We start from the raw sequence: 26,516 nt of genomic DNA on the forward strand, positions 1-26,516 counted from the left end.
CACCACGGCGGGCAGCTCAGTCATCATTTTTTGGGGCAGGATTGCATCTCTTCAGGATCGCGGAGGCATGGGCCTCCAGGGAGCTGCCCTGCGCGGCAACGTCCCAACGCCAGAACAGGTCGCCGTTGACCAGGCCAAAAATCCGGGTGGCCGCACTGTAATCCTTCGAGCCGGCCCCGCGCATCACAGCATCAGTGGCGAGCTGGATCTGCGGACCCTTGATCTGGCCGTAATAGAGCTCCGCAATGCCACCAGGATGAATAATGTTCGCCATGATGTCAAAACCGCCGTCGGCATTACGCAGTCTTTCCACCTCGTCCGCCGTCGTCAAGGCGGGGACAATATCCGCCGGGATCAGGCCGGGACCGCCGTCCGCGTCATTAAGCTGGCGGTCCAAGGACCAGAATCCGGTCTCCACCGATAGGGGGCGCAACTGCAGGCCGTCTTCGTCGGTGAGCCAACTGCGGGCCGTGTACTGCAGATAGGGCAGGCCGTTGGTCTCAAAGGAAACCAGCTGGGAAAAATACTCTGACTCGGCCTCGCCGGTGCCCAACCTTCCGCTGCCGCGCCATTGCCCCAACAGCCAGGAGAGCGGGACCAACTCGGGCGTTAGATCCGTTGGAATCTCGATCGGCACGGTGCTACCTCCGCCACTATGTCATGCGGACAAGGCCGCCGCTGTTTACTGCTGGCCCTTGAAGAGACGCCACAGAACGAGAACGGCAAACCATGCCATCGCCAGACCGGCGATGACCAGCAGACATATGTAGAAAATTTCCAAACCCAGTATCGACATGTCGTCATCCTATCGCGAAGTTCAGGGCCCTACGTTATCAGCAGCTTGTCAATGAAATACACCAGCGCGCCCAAGGCTCCCAACGGGGCGATGCCCATCGCGATGGCGCCCTGGAAGTTCCGCGGCCGCCCCGCGGTACCCGCCAGGCGCCGGAAACTCATCAGCACCGCGGCCACGGCGGCGCCGATCACCGCGGCCTCCAGGACATGGAGCTCGGAGAACAGCAGGGCCGCCAATGGTCCGGCGAGGGCGGCTAGAAGTATGGCCAACGGGGCAATCACCCGATCCGGCCAGCTGATCATGCCGATCAGCAGGGCCACGAGTGCGCTGACCCCGGCAATGAGCGTCATCGCGGTGTCGCCGGTGAACCGGTGCGCAGCAATCCAGCCGGAGCCCAGCCCCGCCAGCAGCACCCCCGCACTGGCCCCAAGCGTCGATTCCAGCCGGTGGCTTTGCCCCGTGCCGCGGATCAGCTGGACCACAAAGACCGCCCCGATGCCAAGGGCAAGGAAGACCGGAAGCCAGATCAGATAGCCGGGCCCCGGGGAGACGGCCGCAGCGACGGCGCCGCACGTTCCAACCAGCGTGATCACGGTACCGAGCGTCTTCTTCGCCGGGATGCTCAGGTAGTGCGGCCAGCCGAAGCCGAAGAGCACGGAGACCAGGATCCCCGCGGCAAGTGAAAGCCCCAGCGCTCCATACGAGCTGGCGATGATGATGGCAAGGGCCACTACGCCGGCTATACCCATCGTCCACGTTTTCACAGTCCAATCCTGCCCTATGCGGGGGATGTCTGCCGGACCCGCGGTATAGCGGCGCGGCGGAGCCATCCGCCGTCCATGCCAGTACACTATGAAAAACATCCCGCGCCGAGGGCCATGAACGGCGGCGCGGGAACCGCCCGATGATGCGCGCTGAGCACATTGGAGGAAGCATGTCCCAGATCCTATTACTGACCAACAGCAACGGCTCGTCGGTGGATATCCTGCCTGCCTTGGAACTTCTCAGCCACCGGGTTCATATTCTCCCCGCGGTTCCCACCGCTCTGCTGGACACTGAACCGTGCGATATCGTCATGCTCGATGCCCGCAAGGACTTGGCAGGCTCCCGGTCATTGACCCAGCTCCTACGGACCACCGGGCTGGACACACCCCTGATACTGATTCTCACCGAGGGTGGCATGGCCGCGGTTTCCGCCACCTGGGCCGCAGACGACATTGTGCTCGATTCGGCCGGCCCCGCGGAAGTGGAGGCACGGTTGCGACTGGCCCTGGCACGCTCCGGGGCATCGGATGAGGCGGTCCCGGCCGAAATCCGCGCCGCCGGAGTGGTCATTGATGAAAACAGCTACACAGCCCGGGTCAACGGCGCCGTGCTGAACCTGACCTACAAGGAATTCGAACTGCTGAAGTACCTGGCCCAGCATCCCGGGCGGGTGTTCACACGTGTCCAACTTCTCAACGAGGTCTGGGGCTACGACTACTACGGAGGCACCCGGACCGTTGATGTGCATGTCAGGCGACTACGGGCGAAGCTCGGCTCGGATCACGAAAATCTGATCGGCACGGTCCGCAATGTCGGCTACCGGCTATCGACTGCCCGGATGCCGGATGAAGAACTCGCGGAAGCGTAAGGAACCGGTGCTCCGAATAGCCGCCGGTTCATTTGGCTGCTTGGTGGAGGACATACGGGTTGAACGTATCGAAGGCACCCCGGTGGTGCATCCCCCTCGGCTTGGCCGGCGCCGGGTCCGTCCGCTCAGTAGTTCCTTAGCGGACGGTCGTCATGGGGCCTGGTCAAGTTGACCTGTTCACTCTAGAGCAGTTTCGCGGCAATCCGCAAATGCCCCAAACGGCTGGCGACAGCATGGAGAACAGCACAGGCAACAGCATGCCGGACAACGGAGATGACGTCCGCATAGCCGGCGGCGCCGTCGTTCCTCGCCAGTACCGGTGCCGGGCACTAGGCTTTGTCCATGAGCGAGACAGAGACGGATAACTGGCCGGTCCGGACCGGCAGCGGCGCCCCGGAGCCCGAGGCACTGCGGGACATCATGGCCCTGGTCGCGGCAGCCTTCGACACCGACGGCAACCCCCCGCTCTCCGAGCAGACCCTCGTGGAGTTGGCGTCGCCGGCCGCGGAGGCGGACGCGCTGCTGACTCTGCTGGCCTACGCGCCGGAGGAAAAGTCCGATCCCTCCACCGGCCAGGACCTAGCCGGCCTCGCCGTCGTATCCCCGGTCGGCGGGTCCGGCGTACTGGAGATCGTGGTGCACCCAAATTACCGCAACCAGGGCGTCGGAACGTTGTTGGTCGACAAGCTGAAAGCAAACCGGGGACTGGCCGGGATCAAGGCATGGTCCCATGGCGATCACGAGGCGGCCGCTGATCTGGCCGCCCGCTACGGGTACGTGGCCGTGCGGGAATTGTGGCGGATGCGGCTGATCCGCACGCACGGGTCTGACCAGGCGCTGCCGGAAGCCGTACTCCCGCCGGGCGTCACGCTGCGGACCTTTATGCCCGGCCAGGATGAACACGCTTGGCTGGCGGCGAACGCCGCGGCCTTTGCCCACCATCCCGAACAGGGTTCCATGACGCTCTCCGATCTGCAGGCCCGGATGACGGAACGTTGGTTCGATCCGGCGGGTTTCTTCTTGGCCACCGACGCCGAGGGAACGATCCTGGGCTTCCACTGGACCAAGGTTCACCCGGAGACCGGCCACCACCCCTCGTTGGGTGAGGTCTATGTCGTCGGCGTGACACCGCAGGCCCAGGGATCCGGACTGGGCCGCACTCTCAGCACGGCCGGGATCAGATACCTGCAGGGCCGGGGACTGAGCGCGATCATGCTCTACGTGGATGCTGACAACCAGGCTGCCGTCTCGCTGTATCGCAGTCTGGGGTTCACCCGGTGGGACGCGGATGTCATGTACGGGCCGCGGCCGGAATGAAGAAGCCGGAGTGGAAAAGCCGGAGTCTAGAAGCCGCAGCGAAGAAAGCTGCCGTGAAGAAAGCGAATAACTTGTACTGTTGAAGGGGGGAGAACCGAGCTCTAGGGGAGACATAATGAATCCGGAAACGGCGGGCGCGCCGAACACGGCGGCCATTCTGGTCACTGAACGATTTGGTTCCTCCGAGGTGCAGGCCTCGAGGGCGACGGAGGACCGGATTGATATTCCCGAGTTCGCTCCCAACTTGGTACCCGACGGCGAGGTGACTCCCGATCGGTTTCTGGACCGTGAGCTGAGCTGGCTCGCCTTCAACGCGCGGGTCCTTGAATTGGCCGAAGACCCGGATCTGCAGCTGCTGGAACGGGTTAATTTCCTGTCCATCTTCGCCTCCAATCTGGACGAATTCTTCATGGTGCGGGTGGCGGGGCTGAAGCGGCGCATCGCCGCGGGATTGGCCGTCCCCTCCCCCGCCGGGTTGAGCCCGATCGGGGTGCTGGAGCAGATCAGCGACGCGGCCCACGAGCTGCATGTCCGGCACGCGCGCACCTTCGCAGATCAGATCCGCCCGGCGCTGGCCGCCGAGAACATCCATCTGATGCACTGGGACGAACTTGATGAGACGGCTAAAGCGACGCTGAGCACCATGTTCGCGGAGAAGGTCTTCCCCATCCTCACCCCGCTGGCAGTGGATCCGGCCCACCCATTCCCCTACATCTCCGGCCTATCGCTGAATCTGGCCGTGGTGGTGCGCAATCCGGTCAGCGACAAGGAGCTCTTCGCCCGGCTCAAGGTTCCGGACCAGCTCCCCCGTCTGATCTCGGTGGACGGTCCGCGCGCCGGAACGGTCCCCGGCCGGGTGGCCCGGTTCATTCCGCTCGAGGAGGTCATCTCCGAGCATCTGGACCAGCTCTTCCCGGGCATGGAGGTGCTTGAACACCACACGTTCCGCGTCACCCGCAACGAGGACCTCGAGGTCGAAGAGGACGACGCGGAAAACCTGCTGCAGGCCCTGGAGAAGGAACTCCTGCGCCGCCGCTTCGGGCCGCCTGTCCGCCTTGAGGTCGCAACGGACATCAATCCCAATATTCAGGCGCTCTTGGTGCGCGAGCTCGATGTGGAGGAATCGGAGGTCTATGCCCTCCCTGCCCCGCTGGACCTGCGCGGCCTGTCCGTGATTGGGGGCATCGATCGCTCCGATCTGCGCTATCCCAAGAACGTTGCGCATACGTCCCGCTACCTCAATGAATCGGAAACGGCCAAGGCGGCCAACGTCTTTGCGGCGATGCGCCGCCGTGACATTCTGTTGCATCACCCCTACGATTCGTTCTCCACCTCGGTCCAGGCCTTCCTGGAACAGGCCGCGTCGGATCCGAAGGTCCAGGCCATCAAGCAGACCCTGTACCGCACCTCCGGAGACTCGCCCATCGTGGACGCGCTGGTCGATGCGGCCGAGGCCGGCAAGCAGGTGCTGGCGCTGGTGGAGATCAAGGCCCGGTTTGATGAGCAGGCCAACATTTCCTGGGCACGCAAGCTTGAACAGGCCGGCGTGCACGTGGTGTACGGCATTGTCGGGCTGAAAACGCACTGCAAGCTTTCGCTGGTGGTGCGCCAAGAGCTCGATGGGCTGCGCCGGTACTGTCACATCGGCACCGGCAATTACCACCCCCGCACCGCGCGCTACTACGAGGACCTGGGCCTGCTGACGGCGGACAACCAGGTGGGTGAGGACCTGACGAAGCTCTTTAACCAGCTCTCCGGCTATGCGCCCAAGTCCACGTTCAAGCGCCTGCTGGTGGCCCCGCGGTCCGTCCGGTCCGGCCTGATCGACCGGATCGAACATGAAATCACCAACAAGCGTGCCGGGCTGCCGGCCAAGGTGCAGATTAAGGTCAACTCCATCGTCGACGAGGCGATTATCGATTCGCTCTACCGCGCCTCACAGGCCGGCGTCCAGGTGGACGTCATTGTCCGCGGTATCTGCTCGCTGCGTCCCGGCGTGCCCGGTCTGAGCGAGAACATCAGGGTGCGTTCCATTCTGGGCCGCTTCCTGGAGCACTCGCGCGTGTTCACCTTTGCCAATGGCGGGGACCCGGTGGTCTACATCGGATCGGCGGACATGATGCACCGCAACCTTGACCGCCGGGTGGAAGCGCTGGTTCAGCTGCGCAACCCGGATGACATTACCTACGTCCTCACCTTGCTGGACCGTTACGTCGATCCCGAAACCTCCAGCTGGCATCTTGACGACGCCGGTGACTGGACACGCCATCATCTGACCGAGTCCGGGGCGCCGCTCTCCGATGTGCAGTCCTGGCTGCTGGCCAGCCGTTCCCGCCAGCGGTCGTCCACCCGGCATTGATGAAGAACCCTTCATCGGCTTCCGGCGCGCCCGGAAGGACTTCCGGAACGGCAGCCGGGAGCCCGGGGGCCACCGGCGTACAGGCCTTCGACGTACGCGCCGCGGGCGCCCTGTGCTGGCGGGTGACCAAAAAGGAACTCAAGGTGCTGCTGATCCACCGGCCGCGCTACGACGATTGGTCCTGGCCCAAGGGCAAGCTCGACGACGGCGAGACGCTGCCCGAGTGCGCCGTGCGGGAGGTGTCCGAGGAAATCGGGCTGAACATCAGCCTCGGCATTCCGTTGCCGGCTACCGTGTATGTCGTCAATGCCGGGCTCAAGGAGGTCCAGTACTGGGCCAGCAACGTCCCCGATGCCGTTCCGGTTCCGGACGGCAACGAAGTGGACGGCTTCCTGTGGTGTTCCCCGGAGCGCGCCGCGGAGCTGCTCTCCAACCCAACGGACAAGGAACCTCTCGATGCCCTGGTGGCGGCGCATCGCCGGTCCGAGCTGGCGACGTGGCCGCTGCTGGTCGTCCGCCATGCCAAGGCCAAACCCCGCTCTGCCTGGACCCTGGCCGAGGGCGACCGTCCGCTGGCCGCGACCGGGCTGCGCCAGGCCCTGACGCTCAGCCGGCTGTTAATGGCCTGGCGTCCCGGCCGAGTGGCGACCAGTCCCTGGCTGCGGTGCGTGTCCACGATGTCTCCCTATGTCAAGGAGTCCAACGCCAAGGTGAAGATTTACGATTCCCTGACCGAAGCAAAACATGGCCGGCAACCGCACAAGACGTCCGCCGTCGTCGGACGCCTGTTGGAAAAGCGCCGCCCGGTGGCGCTGTGCACCCACCGGCCGGCCCTGCCCACGGTACTGGCGCAGCTGGGCGCCCACATGCCGCCGTCGCTCCGTGCCGCGCTGCCCACGGCCGATCCCTTCCTGGCCCCGGGCGAGGTCATTATCTGCCAGATCAGCTGCGCGGATGAGCCCCAGATCGTCTCCGTGGAGCAATACAAACCGTACGAGGACTGAAACGGCCGCCGGTAGACTGGTGCCGTGACCATTCCTACCCCGTATGAAGACCTCCTGCGCGACGTGCTGGCGCACGGCGCCGCCAAAGCGGACCGCACCGGCACCGGCACGCGCAGCGTTTTCGGCCGTCAGCTGCGCTTCGATCTGAGCCGGGGTTTCCCGCTGATCACCACCAAGCGCGTGCACTTCAAGTCCGTGGCCCTGGAGCTGCTGTGGTTCCTGCGCGGCGATTCCAATGTGAAGTGGCTGCAGGAGCGCGGCGTCAAGATCTGGAATGAATGGGCCGACGACGACGGCGAGCTTGGCCCGGTTTACGGCGTCCAGTGGCGCTCCTGGCCGACCCCCGACGGCGGCCACATCGATCAGATCGCCGAGCTGATGGCGGGGCTGCAGAGCGATCCGGACTCCCGTCGGCACATCGTCTCGGCCTGGAATGTGGCCGAATTGAAGAACATGGCGCTGGCGCCGTGCCATGCGTTCTTCCAGTTCTACGTGACGCCGTCGGCCGGCGGTCCGGACGCGGGGCCCGGAAAGCTCAGCTGCCAGCTGTACCAGCGCAGCGCGGACACCTTTCTGGGGGTTCCCTTCAACATTGCCTCCTATGCCCTGCTGACAATGATGATCGCGCAGCAGGCCGGATTGGAGCCGGGCGAGTTCGTCTGGACCGGGGGCGACGTGCATATCTACGACAATCACGTCGAACAGGTGGCCGAACAGCTCGGCCGTGAGCCGTATCCGTACCCGCAGCTGCACATCAAACGGAGGCCGGAGTCGATTTTTGACTACGCTCCTGAGGACTTCGAGCTGGTCAATTACCAGCACCACCCGGCGATTAAGGCCCCGATCGCGGTATGAACAATGACCCCGTATCGGCCGTGCCGCCCGTGGCCGCCTCACCCTCCCTCGGGACGGATGGGCTGGATCTGCACCGGTTCCACGAGCCCATCATCGGCATGATCTGGGCGCAGACCCGGCAGGGCGTCATCGGCAAGGACGGTGGAATGCCGTGGCGACTGCCGGAGGACATGGCACACTTCAAGCGTGTCACCACCGGCCATCCTGTCATCATGGGCCGGCGCACCTGGGAATCCTTTTCCCCGAAGTTCCGCCCGCTCCCGGAGCGGACCAATATCGTCATCACCGGGCGGCAGGACTGGGCCGACACACCGGACGCCGCGGGCGCCATCGTCGTTCATTCCCTCGAAGACGCGTTGGTGGAGGCGCAGTTCAGGCCCGGCGGCAACGAGGTCTGGATCATCGGCGGCGGCCAGGTCTATGGCCAGGCGCTGGAGCATGCCAACGTCGCAGCGATTACCGTGATCGATTCCGAGACCGAGGGCGATACCGGCGCACCGCAACTCGGGCCGGAGTGGACCTTCCGCGGCGGGACACCGGTGGAGGGCTGGCATACCGGGAAAAACGGGACGCAGTACCGCTACACACTGTGGGCCAAGGGTAGTTCCGAGTTCACTTCCGACGACGCCTGACGGCAGCCTCGGAACTGGCTGAACTGGCTGAACTGGCTGAACTGTCCTGATTTCCGTCCTTCCTTCCGTCCTGCCTTCCGTGCGGAGCAGGCTCCAGCGAAGCCTTGACACCCGGCACCCCGGGTGGAAAAGTTCCGGGCGGGGCCAAGGGATACCCCAGTTGCCCTTTTTGGCGGACCCCAGCCGGTGGTCGATTGAAGAGCATCCCGCGGCACGCACGTAGTTTCACATCCGGTCTCTTCCAAGCCGGATATCCCCTGGGGTACTTGTTTGGCGGCCTGCTGGCCGGCACGCTATCCGAACGGTATGGCCGCGAACGAATCATCATTATTTTTTGCGGCCCTGGCCCTGCCGTGCATCCCGCTGAGGGCCTTTGCCTCCGGTTCGATTTGGCTGGGCGTGGGCGCGTTCCTCGTTCAATTCATGGTGCAGGGAGCCTGGGGCGTCATACCCGCCTACCTCAATGTTCTGGTACTGGTCCGGGAGGGAACCCGGGCGGTACTGCCGGGCTTCGTCTACCAACTGGGCAATGTCATTGCCGCGGGCAACGCGACGCGTAACGTGACGAGGACGGTGCTCACTGATCCCTCGTCTAAACTTGGCCCATGACACAAAGTGTAGGTTTTGTCGGCTGGCGCGGCATGGTCGGCTCCGTTCTCATGCAGCGCATGCAGGACGAGGATGACTTTGCCGGCATTGACCCGGTCTTTTTTTCGACCTCCAATGCCGGGGGTGCCGCTCCGGGGTTCGCCGACGGCGCCGGTTCACTGGCGGATGCATTCGATCTTGAGACACTGGCCAAGTTGCCGATCATTGTCACGGCGCAAGGCGGCGACTACACCTCGGACGTACATCCCCGGCTCCGCGCAGCCGGGTGGGACGGACTATGGATCGACGCGGCCTCCACCCTGCGGATGAAAAACGACTCCATCGTCGTACTGGATCCGGTGAACCGGGAAGCCATCGATGCGGGGGTGGCCGGCGGCGTCCGCGACTTCATTGGCGGGAACTGCACCGTTTCCTGCATGCTGATGGGCCTGGGCGGCCTCTTCCGCAACGGCTTGGTCGAGTGGGGAACCTCGATGACCTACCAGGCCGCATCCGGCGGGGGCGCCCGCCACATGCGCGAACTCCTGAACCAGTTCGGGGCGCTGCACGGAGCCGTGGCCTCCGAGCTGCAGAATGCTTCGTCCGCCATCCTCGAGATCGACCGAGCGGTGCTGACGGAGCAGCAGAACCCGGAACTGGATTCTGCCCAGTTCGGCGTCCCGCTGGCCGGTTCCCTGATCCCTTGGATCGACGCGGACATGGGCAACGGCCAGTCCAAGGAAGAGTGGAAGAACGGCGCGGAAACCAACAAGATCCTGGGCACCTCCGGCGCAGACCGCATCCTGATGGACGGCCTGTGCATCCGGGTCGGGGCGATGCGCTCACATTCCCAGGCCCTAACGCTGAAGCTGCGCGAAGATCTGCCGGTGTCAGAGATTGAATCCCTGCTTGCCGCGGACAACCCGTGGGTCAAGGTGATCCCCAACACGAAGGAAGCGTCCATGCGCGGACTCACGCCTGTCGCTGCTTCCGGCACGTTGGACATCCCGGTGGGCAGGATTCGGAAGCTGGAGATGGGCCCGGAGTACATCAGCGCGTTCACCGTGGGCGATCAACTCCTGTGGGGCGCCGCGGAACCGCTGCGCCGCATGCTGAACATCGCCATCGGGGAGCTCTGACCCGCAGCCGAGCTCTGCCGTCCCGGTGCGCATACCGCCCCGCCACCGACGAAGGGGCTGCCCCGCGAAAGCGATGACGTGCAACATCGTCGTCGCGGGCTAGCCCCTTCGTCGCGAGCCGACGCCGCTTTGACGGGCCAAGGGAGCGCCGACATTCGCGAGAAAGCCCCGTTGTCAGACGCTGGCGGGGGCCAGGAATGCAGCGTAAACTTCTGCTGCCTTGGCGAAGCCGCGCTGTTGGGCCGGGGTGAGTGCCACAAACGGAACCGGCTCGACGACGGCGGCGCCCGGCCGGGCGTTCGCCGTCGTGTTCTGCTTTCGGCGCCAGGTCCCCACCACCTCTCCGCGGGCGAGGATGGTGGCCTTGAACATTCCGTTGTTGCCCGGCACGGTGAGCGCGGCATACTCGGGGGGAAGTGCTGCGCTGCGGTCGGTGTAGCCAAGCAGGAACTCGTCGAACCCCGGCAGCAGCAGCACGGATCTGGATCCCGGGAGCTGCTTCCCAGGATCCAGATCCCGCCAGGTGAGCAGATCGGCGGTTTCCCGCGACATCCAGTACATAGTGCCGTCGACCTGAAGCTCCAGCAGCCGGCTCTGCACCTGCTGCAGTCCCGTGCGGGCGTCCTTGAGGGTCAGTTTGGTCCACCAACAGAAGTCCTTCAGTGTGGCAGGTCCGTGGCTGCGCATATACCGCAGCACCAGCTCGGCCAGGGCCTCGTCCCGGTCCATCGATCGTGGACTGCGGATCCACCGGTCCATTAACACGAACCGCTGGGCGTTTCCGTCGCTGGGACCTTGGACCAACATGCCGGTCAGGCTCAACAGCCACAACAGGTGGATACCTCGCTGGTTTTCCGTCGCTTGGCCGGCAGCCCGGAAGGCGGTCAACAGTTCGTCACGGGACGCCGAGGCGTTGTCGGCGGCCAGCAGCGTGACCGCAACATCGCGGGCCGCGTCGATGTCCGCCGTCGTAATTTCCAACTGGCGGTGCCGGCCGGCCATACCGGCAAGCATGCGCGTGGAAGTCAGTGCCATGATCCAGCCCAAATCCTCGGCCGCTGTCAGGTGCAGTGTTCCTCGCATGGGCCAGGAGCGGACGATCTCTCCGGCGTCCAAGGCGGCCTGCACGTCGGACCGGCGTGTGCCCAGCGCCCGCAGCCCGACCGACCAGAGCGCCCCGGGGAGGTCCTGGCCCTGCATGGCCGTCATCCAGCGCACCACTTCGACGGGGCCAGCAAAGGAGCTGCCCACCAGGCTCTGGCTGGAAAGCCGGAGTCGGGCCAGCATGGCTGGCGTCACGCGATGTGTCATGTGGTGCATCATAGGCGACGGTCCCCGAACGCAAAACTGACGTGCCGATATAGTGGGGACGCTTAGGGAAACGGCCTCATCACGGTCACCTCAGCTGAAGGAGCAGGGCCGGGGATCTAGCGGCCGGTGCGCACCGCCGAATCCCAGCGCCAGTGCCGGCCCCGGGTCTCAGCAGTGCGGCCGGAGGAACGCAGCAGATCCTGCCAGCAATCGGACGTCCGGCGAACGTCGGGGAACAGCCGCGCGAGGACCCGGTCGGTGATCGCATCGTCCGGCCGGTAGTCGACGCCCTGGGCGGTCAGTATGTCGTGGCAGTGCAGGACGGCTTCGACAATGCCCATGGCGGCGAAACCGGAGGCATCGGAGAGTCCGGCGGGGTGATATCCGCGCCGGTCGGCCGGGGCGGCAGCGACGACGGCAACGAGCAGGCCGCCCACTGCGTCGAGGCAGCTGACAATGCCAGGCGTCCCGGTGCCGGCATCCGGGTAGAAGAGGAGTTGCGGGCCACCATCCCGCCAAGGCGGCGGATCCTGCAACTCGATATAGGATTCCTGCGGTGGTTTGGTCCCGGAAAGCTGCATGGCGTAAAAACCGAAATCATCCAGAATATGCGCGGCCGTTTCCCTGCAGCTCCAGTCGAGTTCATGGGCATTCAGCTGCCAGTTATCATCGGGGATTCCAGAAAAGCGACCCATCAGATCATCGATGACGGTCCGCAGGTCTTCGGCAGTGGGTTCCATGAGCCGATCCTGCTACAAACGCGGAACCGGCGCAATTTCATCGGTCCTCGGCGACCCGCGGCACGATTCCCCGAGGGGTCAGCGGGCGGAGCGCATGTTCGCGGTGATCGGGCACTCGAAGGGATCGCGCTGACCCAAGCCGACCCGGTTCAGGTACTTCATCACAATCATGTAGGACTGTCCGAGCGTGGTCTCCGTGTACTTGATGTTGCGCTCGGCGCAGTACTGACGGACCATCGGCTGCACCAGCTTCAGATTCTTGGAGGACATGGTGGGGAACAGGTGGTGCTCGATCTGGTAATTCAGGCCACCCATGCCCTTGTCCACCCACCAGCCGCCGGAAATGTTGCGGCTCATCAGCGTCTGACGGCGCATGAAGTCGATCTTGACGTCCTTGGGCACCAGCGGCATGCCCTTGTGGTTCGGAGCGAAGGCGCCGCCAAAATACACGCCGAAGGAGGCCAGGTGAACAACCATGAACGCCAGGGCAATCCAGGGACCCATGACGATGAAGGCGGCGACCGGCAGTCCGATCAGGCGCACGGCCAAGAACCCGATTTCGGCCTTGCGGGACGGTACGATCTCATTTTTGTTGAAGACCCGGCGCAGCGCCGAGATGTGCAGGTCCAGCGCCACCAGCGTCAGCAACGGAAAGAAGAACGTACCCTGGTGCGCGGCGAACCATTTGCCGAAGCCCTTGCGCTGGCCGGCGTCCTCCGGGTTGAAAATTACGGCGCCGGTGGCAATGTCATCATCCTTGCCGATTTTATTCGGGTTGGCGTGGTGCTTGCCATGCTTGTTCATCCACCAGCCGTAGCTCAGTCCGACGAAGAGGTTCCCGACGATGCGTCCGGTCCACTCGTTCTTCTTAGCGGAGGCGAAGATCTGCCGGTGCGCGGCGTCGTGGGCCAGGAAGCCGGCCTGGCCCAGCAGGAAGGAGAAGATGAGGGCGGTCAACATCTGCCACCAGCTCTGTCCCAGCGTCACAAACATGACGCCTGTGGCGGCGAAAGCTACGCCCAGTCTGATCATTCGCCAGGTGTACCAGCTAATGTCGCGCTTCATCAGGCCAGCGGCCCGGACTGTCTCCGCCAGCGCAATGAAATCGGTGACATGGCGGTCCCGCGCCGGGCGAGCCGTGCGGATCGGGCTCTGGAGTGTTGCAGATGACATGTGAAGGCCCTTCGAAGACGTAATTCTTGATCTTCTTCGACACTACGGAGCCGGTACCCGCCGGCGCATCACACGGTGGAGTGGTCTTGCCCCCCTACCGGCGTATGGCATGACGCATTAGCTGCGGCGGCGCTTCAAGAACCCGGACCGAACATCAGAGGACGCAGCCGATCAGCAATGGTTCGGGCTGGAGCGAAATACCGAATTTGGCGTCGACGCCGGCGCGCACCGCCCGGGCCACCGCCAGCACGTCTTCCGTGGTTGCGAACCCGCGGTTAGTGATGGCAAGCGTATGTTTGGTGGACAGCGACGCCCGCGCGCCGGAGACGCTGCCGCTCTGCAGCCCGAAACCTTTGGTAAAGCCCGCGCGGTCTATCAGCCACGCGGCACTGAGCTTCACCAATCCGCCGTCGGGCGCAGGGTACTTCGGCGCCTCCGCCGGCAACGACTGAGCCACGGACGCTGTTACCATCGGGTTCGTGAAGAAGGAGCCTGTGGACCAAGTGTCCCTGTCCTCGGTGTCCAGCACCATGCCCTTGCCTGCCCGCAGGGCCAGCACCTCGCGGCGCACGTCCAATCCGTAGGCCCGTTTGCCCACCTCGACGCCCAGTACCCGCGCCAGCTCGGCGTACCTGATGGGTGCGCTCATCCGCCCCAGTGCCAGTTGGAACTCGACCGTCAGCACCACGTAGCGCGGCGAACCCGCCGTCGTCGTCTGTTTAAGGATTGAATCGCGATACCCAAATTTCAGCTCTGAATGGGTGAACGTCTGCAGCACATTCCGCTGCCTGTCCCAGACCCTGACGGCCGAAATGGTCTGTGACACGTCAGCGCCGTAGGCACCCACATTCTGTACGGGCGTGGCTCCGGCGAGACCCGGAATGCCGGAGAGCGCCTCGATCCCGCTCCAGGCATGAAGCACCGCCGTGTGAACCAGGTCGTCGAAATTATGGCCTGCTTGAACGACGACGGACACGCCGCCGCAGCTGTCCTCCGAGCTGATGGTGTAGCCCCTGCTGGCGATCCTGAGCACCGTGCCGGCGAAGCCTGCATCGGCAATCACCAGGTTGGAGCCGCCACCGATGATCAGCAGCGGATCGCCGGCCGCATCGGCCGAACGCACCACCTCGATGATCTCCTGTTCCGAACAGGCCTCGATGAAGTTTCCGGCGGCCCCGCCGGTGCCCAGTGTGGTCAGGGAACTCAGGAGCTTTTGCTGTGTCACGATTCCAGCCTAGCTGCCGCGCAGGCAGAGGGGTTCAACCCTAAAAGATGGAACACAGAAGGATGGAGCGCGGCGGGAATTCATTCACGCCAGCCGGACAACGGCCTGAGCCTTAACCAGGACCTTCTGACCCTCGGCGCTTACCGTAAGATCGACCCGCACAGTGGATTTCTCTGTGTCAAGGGCACCAATAACGCCGACGACGGCGATCTCGGCTCCGGTTTCCGAGTCGGGGACCGGCACGGGCCGGGTAAAACGGGTCTGATAATCCACGACGGCTCCCGGATCCCCCACCCAATCGGTCACCAGCTGGATGGCGGCACCCATTGTCAACATGCCGTGCGCGATCACGCCGGGAAGTTCCACCTCCCGGGCGAACCGTTCATTCCAATGAATCGGGTTGAAGTCGCCGGAGGCACCGGCGTAGCGGACCAGATCCTGCCGTGTCACCGCGATCCGGCGTGAACCGACTTCCTGGCCGACGGTGAGTGCGGAAATATGCATTACTGCCCCTCCCCGCGGACCAGGATGGCGGACGTGGTTGTGGCCACCGGCTCGCCCTCCGTCGTCGAAATTTCTGCCCTTGTGGTGATCATGGCGCCCCCGCCCATGGCGCGGACGCTGTCCACGTGCAGTGCGGCCATCAGGCGGTCGCCGGCCACGATCGGGCGATGGTGCGTGAAGCGCTGCTCGGCATGCACGACGCGGGAAAAGTCGATTCCCGAGGTCGGATCGCTGATCAGCTGGGCGTCGGCCCGCTGTGCCACGATGATGGCGAAGGTAGGCGGAGCCACCAGATCAGCGTGCCCGAGAGCCTTGGCCGCCTCAATCTCGAAATGCGCGGGGTGGGTGGCTTTGACCGCGAGCGCGAAGTCGCGGATCTTTTCACGGCCGACTTCATAGACGGCCCCGGCGGGGTAGCTGCGGCCCTGGAGGTCCGGATTAATACTCATGCTTCAACATTAGCGGAGCACGGAATTTAGCGGAGCATGGAATCTGCGGAGCACGGAAGTTAACGCGGCACGGAAATCGGCGGACCACGTAGCCACCTGGGCTGAGGTGGAGTGGAAACGGCTCGAATCAACCGGGAGAGCGTTCCACATCCTGCGCATTTTTGTCCAGCCGCCAGCCGCGCCACACCGGATGCCGCAGCCGTCCGGTGCCTGTCCATTCCGAAAAGGCCACCTCGCCCACCAGCTTCGGAGTTACCCAACTGGCGTCCGCCGCATCGGCGCGCGGGACATCGTCAAACGGTGTAGTTCGGCGCTCGATGCGTGCCAGTTCCGTGGTCAGCTCCACCAACTCACGCTCGCTGAAACCGGTGCCGACCCGGCCCACATAGTTCAGCGAGCCCCCGTCCGGGACACCGAGCAGCAGGGATCCGACCATTCCCTCACGCTGCCCCTTGCCTGGACGCCAGCCACCCACGACTACCTCTTGGCTGCGCTCGTGCTTGATTTTTACCCACCCTGGGCTCCGTTTTCCGGCCTCATAGCGGCTGGTGGCCTTTTTGGCCAGAACGCCTTCGAGGCCCAGCTCCGAGCTGCTCGCCAGCGCCTGTTCCGCCGTGAGGTCCAGCAGCGGGGACAGCTGAATGCGGCCGTCCCGGTCCGGTGACAGCGCGCTCTGCAGCCGAGGCCGGCGCGCGGAGAGGTCCGCTCCGGTGAGCCGTTCGCCATCGACGAAGAGCAGGTCAAAGACCATGAAGTGAACCGGCACCTCCTTTTGGGCACGGTCAACATCTGCAGGACGGGTGAGTTTCATCCTGCTCTGCAGGAGCCCGAAGTCCGGCCTCCCGGCCTTGTTGAGGGCAACGATTTCGCCGTCCAGCACCGCGTCGCGGGCAGCCACAAGGTCGGACAGCTCCGCAAGCTCGGGATAGACGGCGGTCATATCAATGCCGTTCCGACTGGTCAGCGTGACTTTGCCGTCCTGCACAGCGGCAATGGCGCGCACGCCGTCCCACTTCATCTCCAGAAACCAATCCTCGTCAGCGTCCAGATCCTGCACAGAGCCAACGGTCGCCAGCATGGGCATGATCGATGGAACGCCTGATCCGTCCCTGGCCGAAGCCTTTGCGGCGGCCGGTGCCTCTTCCCTCGCCCCGTTGCCGGCGCCTTTGGCACCCGGCTGGTCCTTCATCAGGTGGATCAGCCAGGTGTTCTCGGCCCGGCCATCCCCGCCGGTGTGGATCAGGGCGTACTTCCGCACGCCTCCCAGGCCCCCCTCGGGGCGGCCGGTCAGGGTGGCAATGATTTCCTTCCCGTCCCGCCATTTTTCCGCTTCGTAGCTGCCCGCGTCCCAGATCGTGACCTCGCCCGCACCATATTGCCCCCGCGGAATGGACCCCGCGAACGTCCCGTATTCAAGCGGATGATCCTCGGTCTGGACGGCCAGATGGTTCTTCCCCGTCGATTCGGGCACGCCCTTCGGGAGCGCCCAGGAGACCAAAACGCCGTCGCGCTCCAGCCGGAAATCCCAGTGCAGCCGGCTCGCATGATGCTCCTGGATAACAAAACTCCGCCCCTCGGCAGGATCGGCGCGTGCCGCGGGCACCGGCTCAGGAGTCTTGCCCGCATCCCGCATGCTGCGGTACTTCACCAGCCGGTCCACGCCGCCGTCGTCGTCATTGGCAGTGCTGTCCTTCGCCTTGGCCCCGATGCCCCCGAACTGCCCGGTCAGCGCCGCCATCGGATCCTTCCGCTTTTTAATCCGCCGCAGCACTTCCCGGTAATCCAGCTGCGCCAGCGCAGGGGAAGCCAGCTCGCGCCAGGTCCGCGGGAACGCCACCATGGGCTCCAACCGACCACGCAGCGAATACGGGGCCACAGTGGTCTTCGCCGCGTTGTTCTGGCTCCAGTCCACCAGAACCCTCCCCCGACGCAGGGACTTCTTCATGTCGCTGACCACCAGATCCGGATGGTCCGCTTCCAAGGCCCTCGCCAACTCGTGGGCAAACGCGGAAATTTCATCCGACGAGCGCGTCCCGTCCAGCCCCGCATAGAGATGGATTCCCTTGCTGCCGCTGGTCACTGGCACCGGCAGCATCCCCATATCCGTCAGAATCGCCCGGGCCAGGTGCGCGACCTGCACACACTCGGGCAGCCCCATGCCCTCCCCCGGGTCCAAGTCCAGCACCAGCCGGTCCGGATTGAGTGCGTTGCCATCCGGGCCGAAACGCCATTGCGGCACGTGTATTTCCAACGCGGCAATCTGCCCCAGCCATGTCAGGGTCGCCGGATCATTGACCAGGGGGTAGTCGTTGGTGTGGTCCTTGTGCTCGATGCTGCCGCGCGGCACCCAGTCCGGGGCTGAAGCGTCGAGATGCTTCTGGAAGAACATCTGCCCCGGGTGTTCGGCGGTCCCCACGCCGTGGACCCATCGTTTGCGCGTCGCCGGCCGGTCCTTCGCGGCGGAGATCAGCAGCGCCGACACCGCGGAGTAGTAGGAGATGACGTCCCCCTTGGTGGTGCCGGAATGCGGATACAGCACCTTGTTGAGATTGCTCAGCGTCAGCCGGCGCCCGGCAACGGTGACGGTCTGTTTATCCCGCCCGGGCTCCTCCGAGGGTGTCATGCCCCCAGTTTTATCCGATTCCGGGGCGAAAGCTAGCTTTGTTCAGCAGCCGTGGTGTTCACTGGGCAGATGAGAGCTATCTGGAAGGGCGCGGTTGCCTTTGGCCTGGTCAACGTCCCCGTGAAGGTCTACAGCGCCACCCAGGACCACGACATCGCGCTGCATCAGGTCCATGACAAGGACGGCGGCCGGATCCGGTACCAGCGGCGCTGCGAGATCTGCGGGGATGTGGTGGACTATGACCACATTGATAAGGCGTACGACGACGACGACAGGACAGTCGTGCTGACGGACGACGATCTCGCCTCCCTGCCGGAGGAACGCAGCCGGGAGATCGATGTGGTCCAGTTTGTCCCCAGCGCCGCGCTGGATCCGATCATGTTTGACCGGAGCTACTTCTTGGAGCCGGATTCAAAGTCGGCCAAGGCCTATGTACTGCTGCGCAGGACGCTGGAGGAAACGGACCGCACCGCCATCGTGCAGTTCGCGCTGCGGCAGAAAACCCGGCTCGGAGCCCTGCGGGTGCGCGGGGATGTCCTGATGCTGCAGTCCCTGCTCTGGGACGACGAGGTCCGGGAAGCCAGCTTCCCGGCGCTGAACGAATCCGTCCGTATCTCCGCCAAGGAACGGGAAATGTCCGCCGCTCTGGTGGATTCATTCTCCGGTGACTTCGAGCCGGAACAGTTCACCGACGAGTATCAGGTGCAGCTGCGCACCCTCATTGACGCCAAGCTGGCCACGGGTGATGCGCTGGACACCGAAGCCACCTTCGGAGAGAGTGACGAGAGCAGTACGGGCCAGGTCCTCGATCTGATGGAGGCGTTGAAGCGCAGTGTGGAACGAAACCGCAAGTCCAAACCGGCCACTGCAGCGTCCAGGTCAGAATCCACGCCTGCGCGGAAAACAACTGCGCACAAGCCGCCGGCCGACGAGCCTTCGGCCAGGAAACCGGCTGCCAAGAAGTCGGCAAAGCGTCAGGGCGCGTAATGCCGGCGGCCGGGTGCCGAAAGCCCGCCCCGTGACCACCCGCACCGTGACCACCCACCCCGTGACCACCCACCGTTGATTACCTGCCGCCGCCCATTGTGTGAATGACCATTGTGAGGACGCCATGACCAGCACCGACCAGCCGCAGCCCCCAGCCCATGCCGAACCCGCCCGCACCACCCATGCTCCCGCCGATGTGCCTGGCTCTGGTCCTGCCCATGCCCCTGGGTCTGGCCCTGCCGGCCACAAGACCGCCGCGATGGACCCGGTCCGGCTCGAACCGGACCGCAGCCGCCGGGCCGCAGGGGTAGCCGAACTCGGCGGCCTGGCGGACCGTGCGCTGGCCTGCAACGGCGCCGTCGGTGCGGCACTCACGCTGGCAGTCAGCCTGGGGCAGGAACTGCCGCACCCGATGGAGGGCCGGACCATGCATCTATGGGAATCCCTTGCCACACTTGGCGCCTGCAACCTGACCGTTGCGAGAACCATCGAGCCGCATCTGGATGCCCTGAGCATCATTCATCAGGCGCCGTCTGTTGAGCTCGACGCCGTGGTGGAGGCCGACGACAGCTGTTGGGGTGTCTTTGCCGCCGAGGGCAAGGACCATCATCTGAAGGCCCACCGCCATGGCGACGGATGGGTCCTCACCGGGACAAAGCCGTGGTGTTCGCTGGCGACTCATCTCACCCACGCCATCGTCACCGCCCGCACGGACAGCGGACGGCGGGCCTTTGCGGTCAGCCTGAAGGATCCCGGGGTCAGTTCGTCCGACGTCGGCTGGGTGGCCCTCGGCCTGCCGGAGGTCACCAGCGGCCCGGTGTCCTTTGACCATGTGCCGGCGACTCCGATCGGCGGGACAGGCTGGTATTTTTCGCGCCCCGGGTTTTCCTGGGGCGGTGCTGGTGTGGCGGCGATCTGGTTCGGTGCCGCCACGGCTGTGGCCCGCAGGGTCTACGCGCATGGCAGGGGCCGGGAGCCGGATCAGATTTCCCTCATGCATCTTGGGCTGATAGACGGCCACCTGGCGGCCGGGCGCAACGCGCTGGCGGTTGCGGCCCGGCGGGCCGACGGCACCAGGCGCGCAGGCCCCGATGCGCTGACGGCGGCACGTGCCCGGGCCGCCGTCGCCCATACGAGCGAGTCCATACTGGAGCTGGCCGGCCATGCTATGGGTCCGGAACCGCTGGCCTTCGATATCCATCATGCCAGGCGTACCGCCGATCTTGCCTTCTATCTGCGCCAGGACCACGCGGAGAGATCCGTGGCATCGATCGGCCAGCAGATCCTCGCACAATCGCAGCTTCCATGGTGACGTTCAGCCATCTGGACCACGGCACGGACGAGCAGCTGTGGCGCGACTCGACACGGCTTGCGGATACACCGGAGCTGAACCTTCGGTTCGGGAGTTACACCAGACTGGTGCTCGTTGCGGCCCATCCCGACGACGAAACGCTGACCGCCGCGGGCCTGCTGCAGCAGGCCACCCGGCACGGGCTGGAGGTCCGGCTGGTGGTGGCCACGGATGGTGAAGCATCCCACCCCGGCTCCAGCACGCATACCCCCGAACAGCTGGCCGTCATCCGACGCCAGGAACTCGTACACGCCGTTGGTACCGTTGCCCCGGCGGCGCTGATCACCCACCTGGGCATTCCCGACGGCCGCGTCGCCGTCGGCGGCGACCAGCTAAGGCGGACAATCCTCGCCGAATGCGGCCCCGAACCCGGCGAATCCCTGATCGTGGCGCCGTGGCGCTCCGACGGGCATGCCGACCACGACGCGGCGGGGGAGGCCGCGGCAGCGGCCGCGCTGGAAAGCGGGAACCCGCTGCTGGAATACCCGGTCTGGCTCTGGCATTGGGGCACCCCGGACGATCCATCGGTGCCGTGGGCGTCCATGCGCCGGCTGACCCTGGACGGCCCGGATATGGCACGCAGGGAACAGGCCATCAACTGCCACTTCAGCCAGAATGCGCCGCTCTCTGACCTGCCCGGAGACGAGACCCTGCTGTCCGCGGCGATGATCAGCCATTTCAGCCGACCGTTTGAAATCTTCATCGATGCCGCCGGGTCCATGGTGCCCGACGGCGATGAGCGGCTGAGCTGGGCGCAGGCCCAGTTTGACGCGGTTCACCGCAATCTGGCCGAGCCGTGGTCCGCGCCGGAGGCCTGGTACGAAGAACGCAAGCGGCTGCTGACGCTGGCCGCCTTGCCGGCGCGGCACTATGTCTCCGCGCTGGAGATCGGCTGTTCCACCGGGGTACTGACCCGCGACCTTGCCAGACGCTGCGACAGAGTGCTGGGCGTGGACCTGAGCGCCGAAGCGGTGAAAACCGCTGCCCGACGGACGGCCGGGATCCCCGGCGTCCGCACTCTGCAGCTGGCCGTGCCCGGGCACTGGCCGGAGGGATCCTTCGACGTGATCGTCCTGTCCGAGGTGGGATACTACCTGGACCACGAAACACTGCAGCAGACCCTGGAGCTGATGCTCGGCTCGCTGCTGCCCGGCGGAACCCTGCTGGCGTGCCACTGGCGGCACCAGATCAGCGGCTGGCCGCTGCGCGGCGACGAGGTGCATGAATTCCTGCGCGGCGACGGGCGGCTCAGACCCCGTGGACGCTACACCGAAGAAGATTTCATCCTGGAGGTCTTTACGGTGCCGCAGGACGGATCATGACATTTGCGCTCAGGCAACTGGCCGTCGTCGTCCCGGCACGCAACGAAGAGCGCCTGCTCCCCCGCTGCCTCGATGCCCTCGACGAGGCACATCGGGTCCTGCGGCGCACCCGTCCGGGGCTGGAAGTGAGCGTGACGGTGGTGCTTGACCGGACCAACGATGCATCCGCAGCCATCGTCGAACGGAACACCCTAGCCACCGCACTCTGCTACGGGGCGGGCAACGTCGGCCGTGCACGGAATTTCGGCATCCGCAGTGCATTGCGGGCCTGCGGGCTGCCGCCCGCCGCCGTGTGGATAGCGAATACCGACGCGGACAGCTTCGTGCCGGGAAACTGGCTGCTGGCCCAGGCCGAGGCCGCGGAAGAGGGCTGGGATGTCATGGTGGGTACGGTCGAGCCGGAGACGTCGGATCTGACCGAGGCGCAACTGGACCGTTGGTTTGCAGCCCACAGCCTGCGGGACGGGCATAACCATATCCATGGCGCAAACCTGGGTTTCCGTGCCGATGCCTATGAACGGCTGGGCGGTTTCCAGGGCCTGGCGCTGCATGAGGACCGCGGCTTTGTCCTCGCTGCCGCTGCCGCGGGACTGCGGATGCGCGCCACCGATGCCTGCCGTGTCCAGACCTCTGGGCGGACGACGAGCTTCGTCCGGGGTGGCTTTGCCGACTACCTTGCCAACGGAATTAAAGTCTAGGGATTCCCGGCAGCGGGTGTTTGCTCCTTGAGCATGCCGACAACACGAAGCAGTTTCCCGGTGGCCTCGGCCCCGAAGCGTTCCTGCTGTCCCTGCGGTCCGCCGAATAGCGCGGCGTTGTAGTAGAGGCCGTCACCGATCAGCAGAATGGCACGGGCGACGGCGGCGTCCTGGACTTCTTCCCGGATCAGTTCCAGCCATCTGCTTTGCATCGCTGTGAAGGCCTCACTGACCTGGACATCCTGGCTCTGGGCCAGCCGCGTCGCCGCCACCAGTGTCCGGTCGAAGGTGGTTTCGGAGAAGACGGACGTGCGGATGTAATAGTCCGCCGGGCCCTCCGGAGCCTGACGCATCCTGGCAAAGTCCACCTCGGCGAGTTCGCCGAGCTTCTGAATCAGCCCCGAGGTCAGCGCGTCCCGGCTCTTGAAGTGGTAGAGCAGCCCACCCTTGGACACCCCGGCGGCCGCGGCCACCGCATCCAACGTGGCCGAGCGTTCACCCTCATTGATCAGAAGGTTCTCGAAGGCAAGCAGGATACGGTCCCGGGCCGAGGGCTGATTGGGCATGGCACCCATCCTACCTAAGCAGCGGTCTCCTTTATACCGGCTGGACGGTTTACTAAACAGTCCAGACGGTATAGTATCGTAGAACCTCTTACCACTTAAGGAATGCCGCATCATGTCAGCCAGCACTGCCCGTCACTCCGCCGCCTCGATGGCCGGCACCCTGGGGACGGAACCCGCCGCCCCGATGGCCGCGGATACCTTGCGTACGGCACCCGCCGGTACCAGGGCAGGCCGCCGTGAATGGCTGGCCCTGTCAGTGCTGATGCTCCCGGTATTGCTCGTCGCCGTGGACAATACCGTGCTCAGCTTTGCCGTCCCGGCCATTTCACTGGCACTGAACCCTACCGCCACAGGCCTGCTCTGGATCATCGATATTTACCCGTTGATCCTGGCGGGCCTGCTCGTCCCGATGGGCAGCATGGCCGACCGCTTCGGCCGCCGCCGGATGCTCATGGTAGGCAGTCTGGGCTTCACCGCCGTGTCCGTGGTTGCCGCCTTTGCGCCCAGCGCCAACGCCCTGATCGGGTGCCGGGCCATGCTGGGACTCTTCGGAGCCATGCTGATGCCCTCCACCCTGTCGCTGATCCGCAATATCTTCACAGACGCCGGTCAGCGCCGCACCGCGATCGCCATCTGGGCCGCGGCATTCTCCGGCGGCGCGGCCTTGGGGCCGCCGCTGGGCGGGCTGCTGCTGGAGAACTTCTGGTGGGGCGCGGTCTTCCTCCTCGCCGTCCCGATGCTCATCCCGCTGGCCATCCTGGCCCCGCTGTGTGTCCCCGAATCGAAAGACCCCGCCCCCGGGCGGATTGACACGGCGAGCATCGCCCTTTCCTTCGGGACGATGGTCCCGCTGATCTACGGCATCAAGGCGCTCGCAACGGAAGCCCCCGGCCCCGGTTCACTGTTGCCGCTGCTGGTTGGACTTGTCGGCGTTGTCCTGGGGGTCGTCTTCGTTCACCGTCAACTGAGGCAAAGGACGCCCATGCTGGACGTCCGGCTATTCACCAACCCCGTGTTCAGCGGGGCCGTGGCGGCAAATCTGCTCAGCATTTTCTCGCTGGTGGGCTTCCTGTATTTTGTCTCGCAGCACCTGCAGCTGGTGGCCGGGCAGTCCCCCACCCGGGCCGGGCTGACCCTCCTTCCCGGACTGGTCATGTCGATCGTGACCGGATTGCTGGTGGTGCGGCTGGCGCGGCGCATCCGACCAGCCTTTCTGGTGGCCACCGGGCTGCTGCTCAACGCGGCCGGGTACCTGACCGTGCTGCTGAACGGCTCCGGATCCGAATCCGGACTACTGCTGGCCTTTGTCCTCCTTGGCTCAGGAGTCGGCATGGCGGAGACTATTTCCAATGACCTGATTCTGGCGACGGCGCCGGCGGCCAAGGCCGGTGCGGCATCCGCCATATCGGAGACGGCTTATGAGGTGGGTTCCGTGCTGGGAACCGCGGTGCTGGGCAGCATTCTGGCAGCCGCATACCGGTTCCATGTTTCCGTGCCGGATTCTCTCTCGGCCCAGGCACACGAGGGCGCACGTCAGACGCTGGGCGGGGCCATCAACGCCGCAGCCTCGCTGCCGCCCGGCCAGGCCGCGGAGCTGATCGGCTCCGCCCAGCGCGCCTTCGATTCGGGTGCCGGCGTGGTGGCTGCCGTCGGGCTTGCCATGATGCTCGCCGCCGCAGCCATGTCGTTGCTCACCCTCCGCCGGGTGGCGAGAGGCTGACGACGACGGCGGCGGCCATCTGCCGCCGTCGTCGCCCGTTACCCGTCAGCCGTCACCCGCCGTCACCCGCCGTCAACGTTGGCCAGGCCGTCAACGTCTGCGCATCAGCAGCCCAGCCGGTACTGCGCATGTTGACCCGGGCGCATGGTTGGCGCTTTTTCCTGCGCAGAAGCCTACGGACGTGCCGGCCGCGGAACTCCTGGCCTCGGCCCGGCAGGCCTTTGACTCCGGGGCGGGCCTGGTGTCCGCCGTCGGGCTGGTGCTGATGCCCGGAGCCGCCGCCATGTCACTGCTCACCCTCCGCCGGGTGGCGAGAGGCAGACGTCCTCGTCGTCGCCTGTCCTTGAAGTCGTCGGCTGACCCACTGTCCAGCCGGAACAGTCTAGTGCCGAACGCGCCCGAGCCTGCCAAGCAGGGACTCCAACTCGCCGGCCACCTGTACCGGATCATTCAACAGGTGCAGATGGTTGGTGGCGGGCAACGTGCGCACCGGCCACTGCCGCCGCGCGGCTTCGTCCCGCTCCGCGGCGTAGATGCGGCGTAGATATCGCCAAAAGCCAGATACGCCCCCGGCCGAGAAGCCCAGCCCTCCGGCACCGGCAGCGACCCCTCGAAATAGGACAGCGGAAGGCGTTGCTGCTCCCCCTCGACCCGCGCCCGGGTAACGGCGTCCGGGAACAAGGACGCAACGTCGGCCTCGTCCCACCACATGGTCCAAACCGGAAGCAGACCGGTCTTGTCCGCGATCCCCCGCAGGAAATCCAGAAATGCCGCTGGCGCAAGCGGAACGCGCCCGCGGTCCGGCGGGAGTACGGCGTCAACGAAAATGGAGGCGACAACCCGCCGCTGCATCACCAGCGCCGGGACGTAGGCGCCAGCGTTGCTGTGCGGTATCACCACAAGCTCCCGGTCCAGCGGCAGCGCAGCGAGGAAAGCGTCCAGAACGTCCTGTGTTGTCTGCGGCGGCGCGGATACCGGGCATGTCACGACGTCCCAGCCACGGTCATCCAGCACCTGCGCCACCGGCTGCCACACGGACGGGCCCAGCAGCGGGCTGGGGAGAAGCATCAGTGACGTGGGCATGCGGTTATTTCCTGCGCAGCAGCTTCCGGACGTGCTGGCCGCGGACCACCAGACCCACCATGTGCAGAATCAGGCCCAGGCCAATGAACGGCAGCCCAAGGTACGTCCTGGCCGGATCATGAGCGTTCGCCCCGACGACGGTGAGCACCAGGCCGACGGCGATCGCGCCCATGGCGCCGAAGACCAGGACCTTGTAGAGCCGGCCGGAGGTTTCCCAAAATTCGTTGAGCACGCACACCAGCTTAGCCCTTGCATCCGAGGTGCCCGCGTTGGGGCGTTTCGGCAAAATGGCCCCAACGCGGGCACCTCAGATGTCAGACCCGGATCCGCGAGTAGTGGCTTTTTGAGGCCGGAATTCTGGCGGGGGCGTGAATTTCGGCAACTTTTGGGTCCGGGCATGACAAAAGCCCGGTTGTCGTGTCGGGTGGGCGGAGGCTCCAT

Annotated in this window: 25 protein-coding genes; 13 read left to right on the forward strand and 12 right to left on the reverse strand. The window is 65.2% G+C overall.

The annotated features are described in order from the left end of the window. Positions 1 to 16 precede the first annotated feature (16 nt). Together QMG52_RS07380 and QMG52_RS07385 are read right to left on the reverse strand one after the other, a co-directional pair. Complete coding sequence (locus QMG52_RS07380) at positions 17 to 637, reverse strand: heme-binding beta-barrel domain-containing protein (protein ID WP_283559774.1); 621 nt, start codon at positions 635 to 637, stop codon at positions 17 to 19. 188 nt (positions 638 to 825) lie between these two features. Next, positions 826 to 1,560, reverse strand: coding sequence for a permease (locus QMG52_RS07385; RefSeq protein ID WP_283559775.1), 735 nt, complete (start codon positions 1,558 to 1,560; stop codon positions 826 to 828). 170 nt (positions 1,561 to 1,730) lie between these two features. On the opposite strand from QMG52_RS07385, the gene QMG52_RS07390 reads away from it, so the two are divergent. The 8 genes from QMG52_RS07390 to asd all read left to right on the forward strand — a co-directional run bounded on the left by QMG52_RS07390 (position 1,731) and on the right by asd (position 10,323). Beyond that, entirely contained in the window at positions 1,731 to 2,429 is a 699-nt protein-coding gene (locus QMG52_RS07390) for a winged helix-turn-helix transcriptional regulator (RefSeq protein ID WP_283559776.1), read from the forward strand. A gap of 342 nt (positions 2,430 to 2,771) precedes the next feature. Continuing rightward, the gene (gene mshD / locus QMG52_RS07395) at positions 2,772 to 3,746 is read left to right on the forward strand and encodes a mycothiol synthase (protein WP_283559777.1); all 975 of its coding nucleotides are present in this window, start codon (positions 2,772 to 2,774) and stop codon (positions 3,744 to 3,746) included. A gap of 115 nt (positions 3,747 to 3,861) precedes the next feature. After that, a complete protein-coding gene (locus QMG52_RS07400) occupies positions 3,862 to 6,105 on the forward strand; it encodes an RNA degradosome polyphosphate kinase (RefSeq protein WP_283559778.1) in 2,244 nt (747 codons plus the stop codon). Beyond that, the gene (locus QMG52_RS07405) at positions 6,105 to 7,109 is read left to right on the forward strand and encodes an NUDIX hydrolase (protein WP_283559779.1); all 1,005 of its coding nucleotides are present in this window, start codon (positions 6,105 to 6,107) and stop codon (positions 7,107 to 7,109) included. The genes QMG52_RS07400 and QMG52_RS07405 overlap by 1 nt, the downstream gene beginning before the upstream one ends. Positions 7,110 to 7,133: 24 nt before the next feature. Beyond that, entirely contained in the window at positions 7,134 to 7,964 is an 831-nt protein-coding gene (locus tag QMG52_RS07410; protein ID WP_283559780.1) for a thymidylate synthase, read from the forward strand. Beyond that, on the forward strand, positions 7,961 to 8,596 hold the full coding sequence (locus tag QMG52_RS07415) for a dihydrofolate reductase (RefSeq protein WP_283559781.1): 636 nt from the start codon (positions 7,961 to 7,963) through the stop codon (positions 8,594 to 8,596). Before QMG52_RS07410 ends, QMG52_RS07415 begins: the two co-directional genes overlap by 4 nt. A gap of 306 nt (positions 8,597 to 8,902) precedes the next feature. Continuing rightward, on the forward strand, positions 8,903 to 9,205 hold the full coding sequence (locus tag QMG52_RS07420; RefSeq protein ID WP_283559782.1) for a hypothetical protein: 303 nt from the start codon (positions 8,903 to 8,905) through the stop codon (positions 9,203 to 9,205). Continuing rightward, positions 9,202 to 10,323: an aspartate-semialdehyde dehydrogenase gene (gene asd, locus QMG52_RS07425; protein WP_283559783.1), complete on the forward strand. Its 1,122-nt coding sequence runs from the start codon at positions 9,202 to 9,204 to the stop codon at positions 10,321 to 10,323. Before QMG52_RS07420 ends, asd begins: the two co-directional genes overlap by 4 nt. A 174-nt stretch (positions 10,324 to 10,497) precedes the next feature. Here asd and QMG52_RS07430 read toward each other — a convergent pair whose 3' ends face one another. The 7 genes from QMG52_RS07430 to QMG52_RS07460 form a co-directional block, all read right to left on the reverse strand. Next, the gene (locus QMG52_RS07430; protein ID WP_283559784.1) at positions 10,498 to 11,634 is read right to left on the reverse strand and encodes a winged helix DNA-binding domain-containing protein; all 1,137 of its coding nucleotides are present in this window, start codon (positions 11,632 to 11,634) and stop codon (positions 10,498 to 10,500) included. A 116-nt stretch (positions 11,635 to 11,750) separates the two neighbouring features. After that, positions 11,751 to 12,374, reverse strand: a complete 624-nt coding sequence (locus tag QMG52_RS07435) for a DinB family protein (RefSeq protein WP_283559785.1) — start codon at positions 12,372 to 12,374, stop codon at positions 11,751 to 11,753. Positions 12,375 to 12,452: 78 nt separating this feature from the next. Continuing rightward, on the reverse strand, positions 12,453 to 13,547 hold the full coding sequence (locus tag QMG52_RS07440; RefSeq protein WP_283559786.1) for a fatty acid desaturase family protein: 1,095 nt from the start codon (positions 13,545 to 13,547) through the stop codon (positions 12,453 to 12,455). A 154-nt stretch (positions 13,548 to 13,701) separates the two neighbouring features. Next, a complete protein-coding gene (locus tag QMG52_RS07445; RefSeq protein ID WP_283559787.1) occupies positions 13,702 to 14,772 on the reverse strand; it encodes a UDP-N-acetylmuramate dehydrogenase in 1,071 nt (356 codons plus the stop codon). A gap of 84 nt (positions 14,773 to 14,856) precedes the next feature. Further along, positions 14,857 to 15,276 (reverse strand): MaoC family dehydratase, encoded by a 420-nt coding sequence (locus tag QMG52_RS07450; protein ID WP_283559788.1) that lies wholly within the window; start codon positions 15,274 to 15,276, stop codon positions 14,857 to 14,859. Beyond that, a complete protein-coding gene (locus QMG52_RS07455) occupies positions 15,276 to 15,725 on the reverse strand; it encodes an FAS1-like dehydratase domain-containing protein (protein ID WP_283559789.1) in 450 nt (149 codons plus the stop codon). The genes QMG52_RS07450 and QMG52_RS07455 overlap by 1 nt, the downstream gene beginning before the upstream one ends. A 127-nt stretch (positions 15,726 to 15,852) precedes the next feature. After that, positions 15,853 to 18,348 (reverse strand): ATP-dependent DNA ligase, encoded by a 2,496-nt coding sequence (locus tag QMG52_RS07460; protein ID WP_283559790.1) that lies wholly within the window; start codon positions 18,346 to 18,348, stop codon positions 15,853 to 15,855. A gap of 69 nt (positions 18,349 to 18,417) precedes the next feature. Between QMG52_RS07460 and ku the strand changes: the two genes are divergently transcribed. From ku to QMG52_RS07480, 4 genes are all read left to right on the forward strand, one after another. Then, entirely contained in the window at positions 18,418 to 19,335 is a 918-nt protein-coding gene (gene ku, locus QMG52_RS07465) for a non-homologous end joining protein Ku (protein WP_283559791.1), read from the forward strand. A 124-nt stretch (positions 19,336 to 19,459) separates the two neighbouring features. After that, the gene (locus QMG52_RS07470) at positions 19,460 to 20,647 is read left to right on the forward strand and encodes an acyl-CoA dehydrogenase family protein (RefSeq protein ID WP_283559792.1); all 1,188 of its coding nucleotides are present in this window, start codon (positions 19,460 to 19,462) and stop codon (positions 20,645 to 20,647) included. Continuing rightward, complete coding sequence (locus QMG52_RS07475) at positions 20,641 to 22,008, forward strand: PIG-L family deacetylase (protein WP_283559793.1); 1,368 nt, start codon at positions 20,641 to 20,643, stop codon at positions 22,006 to 22,008. Before QMG52_RS07470 ends, QMG52_RS07475 begins: the two co-directional genes overlap by 7 nt. Next, complete coding sequence (locus tag QMG52_RS07480; RefSeq protein ID WP_283559794.1) at positions 22,005 to 22,706, forward strand: glycosyltransferase family 2 protein; 702 nt, start codon at positions 22,005 to 22,007, stop codon at positions 22,704 to 22,706. The genes QMG52_RS07475 and QMG52_RS07480 overlap by 4 nt, the downstream gene beginning before the upstream one ends. On the opposite strand, the gene QMG52_RS07485 is transcribed toward QMG52_RS07480, so the two are convergent. Beyond that, on the reverse strand, positions 22,703 to 23,272 hold the full coding sequence (locus QMG52_RS07485; RefSeq protein ID WP_283559795.1) for a TetR/AcrR family transcriptional regulator: 570 nt from the start codon (positions 23,270 to 23,272) through the stop codon (positions 22,703 to 22,705). The two genes, QMG52_RS07480 and QMG52_RS07485, sit on opposite strands and share 4 nt — an antisense overlap. 184 nt (positions 23,273 to 23,456) lie before the next feature. Between QMG52_RS07485 and QMG52_RS07490 the strand changes: the two genes are divergently transcribed. Next, positions 23,457 to 24,992, forward strand: coding sequence for an MFS transporter (locus QMG52_RS07490; RefSeq protein WP_283559800.1), 1,536 nt, complete (start codon positions 23,457 to 23,459; stop codon positions 24,990 to 24,992). A gap of 450 nt (positions 24,993 to 25,442) precedes the next feature. Here the strand turns inward: QMG52_RS07490 and QMG52_RS07495 are convergent, their stop codons facing one another. Next, on the reverse strand, positions 25,443 to 26,075 hold the full coding sequence (locus tag QMG52_RS07495; RefSeq protein ID WP_283559796.1) for a hypothetical protein: 633 nt from the start codon (positions 26,073 to 26,075) through the stop codon (positions 25,443 to 25,445). A 4-nt stretch (positions 26,076 to 26,079) separates the two neighbouring features. Continuing rightward, positions 26,080 to 26,307, reverse strand: coding sequence for a DUF3188 domain-containing protein (locus QMG52_RS07500; RefSeq protein WP_283559797.1), 228 nt, complete (start codon positions 26,305 to 26,307; stop codon positions 26,080 to 26,082). Positions 26,308 to 26,516: the final 209 nt, after the last annotated feature.

Origin of the sequence: Paenarthrobacter sp. PH39-S1, from assembly GCF_030063245.1 — a bacterium.
GTDB lineage: Bacteria > Actinomycetota > Actinomycetes > Actinomycetales > Micrococcaceae > Arthrobacter_M.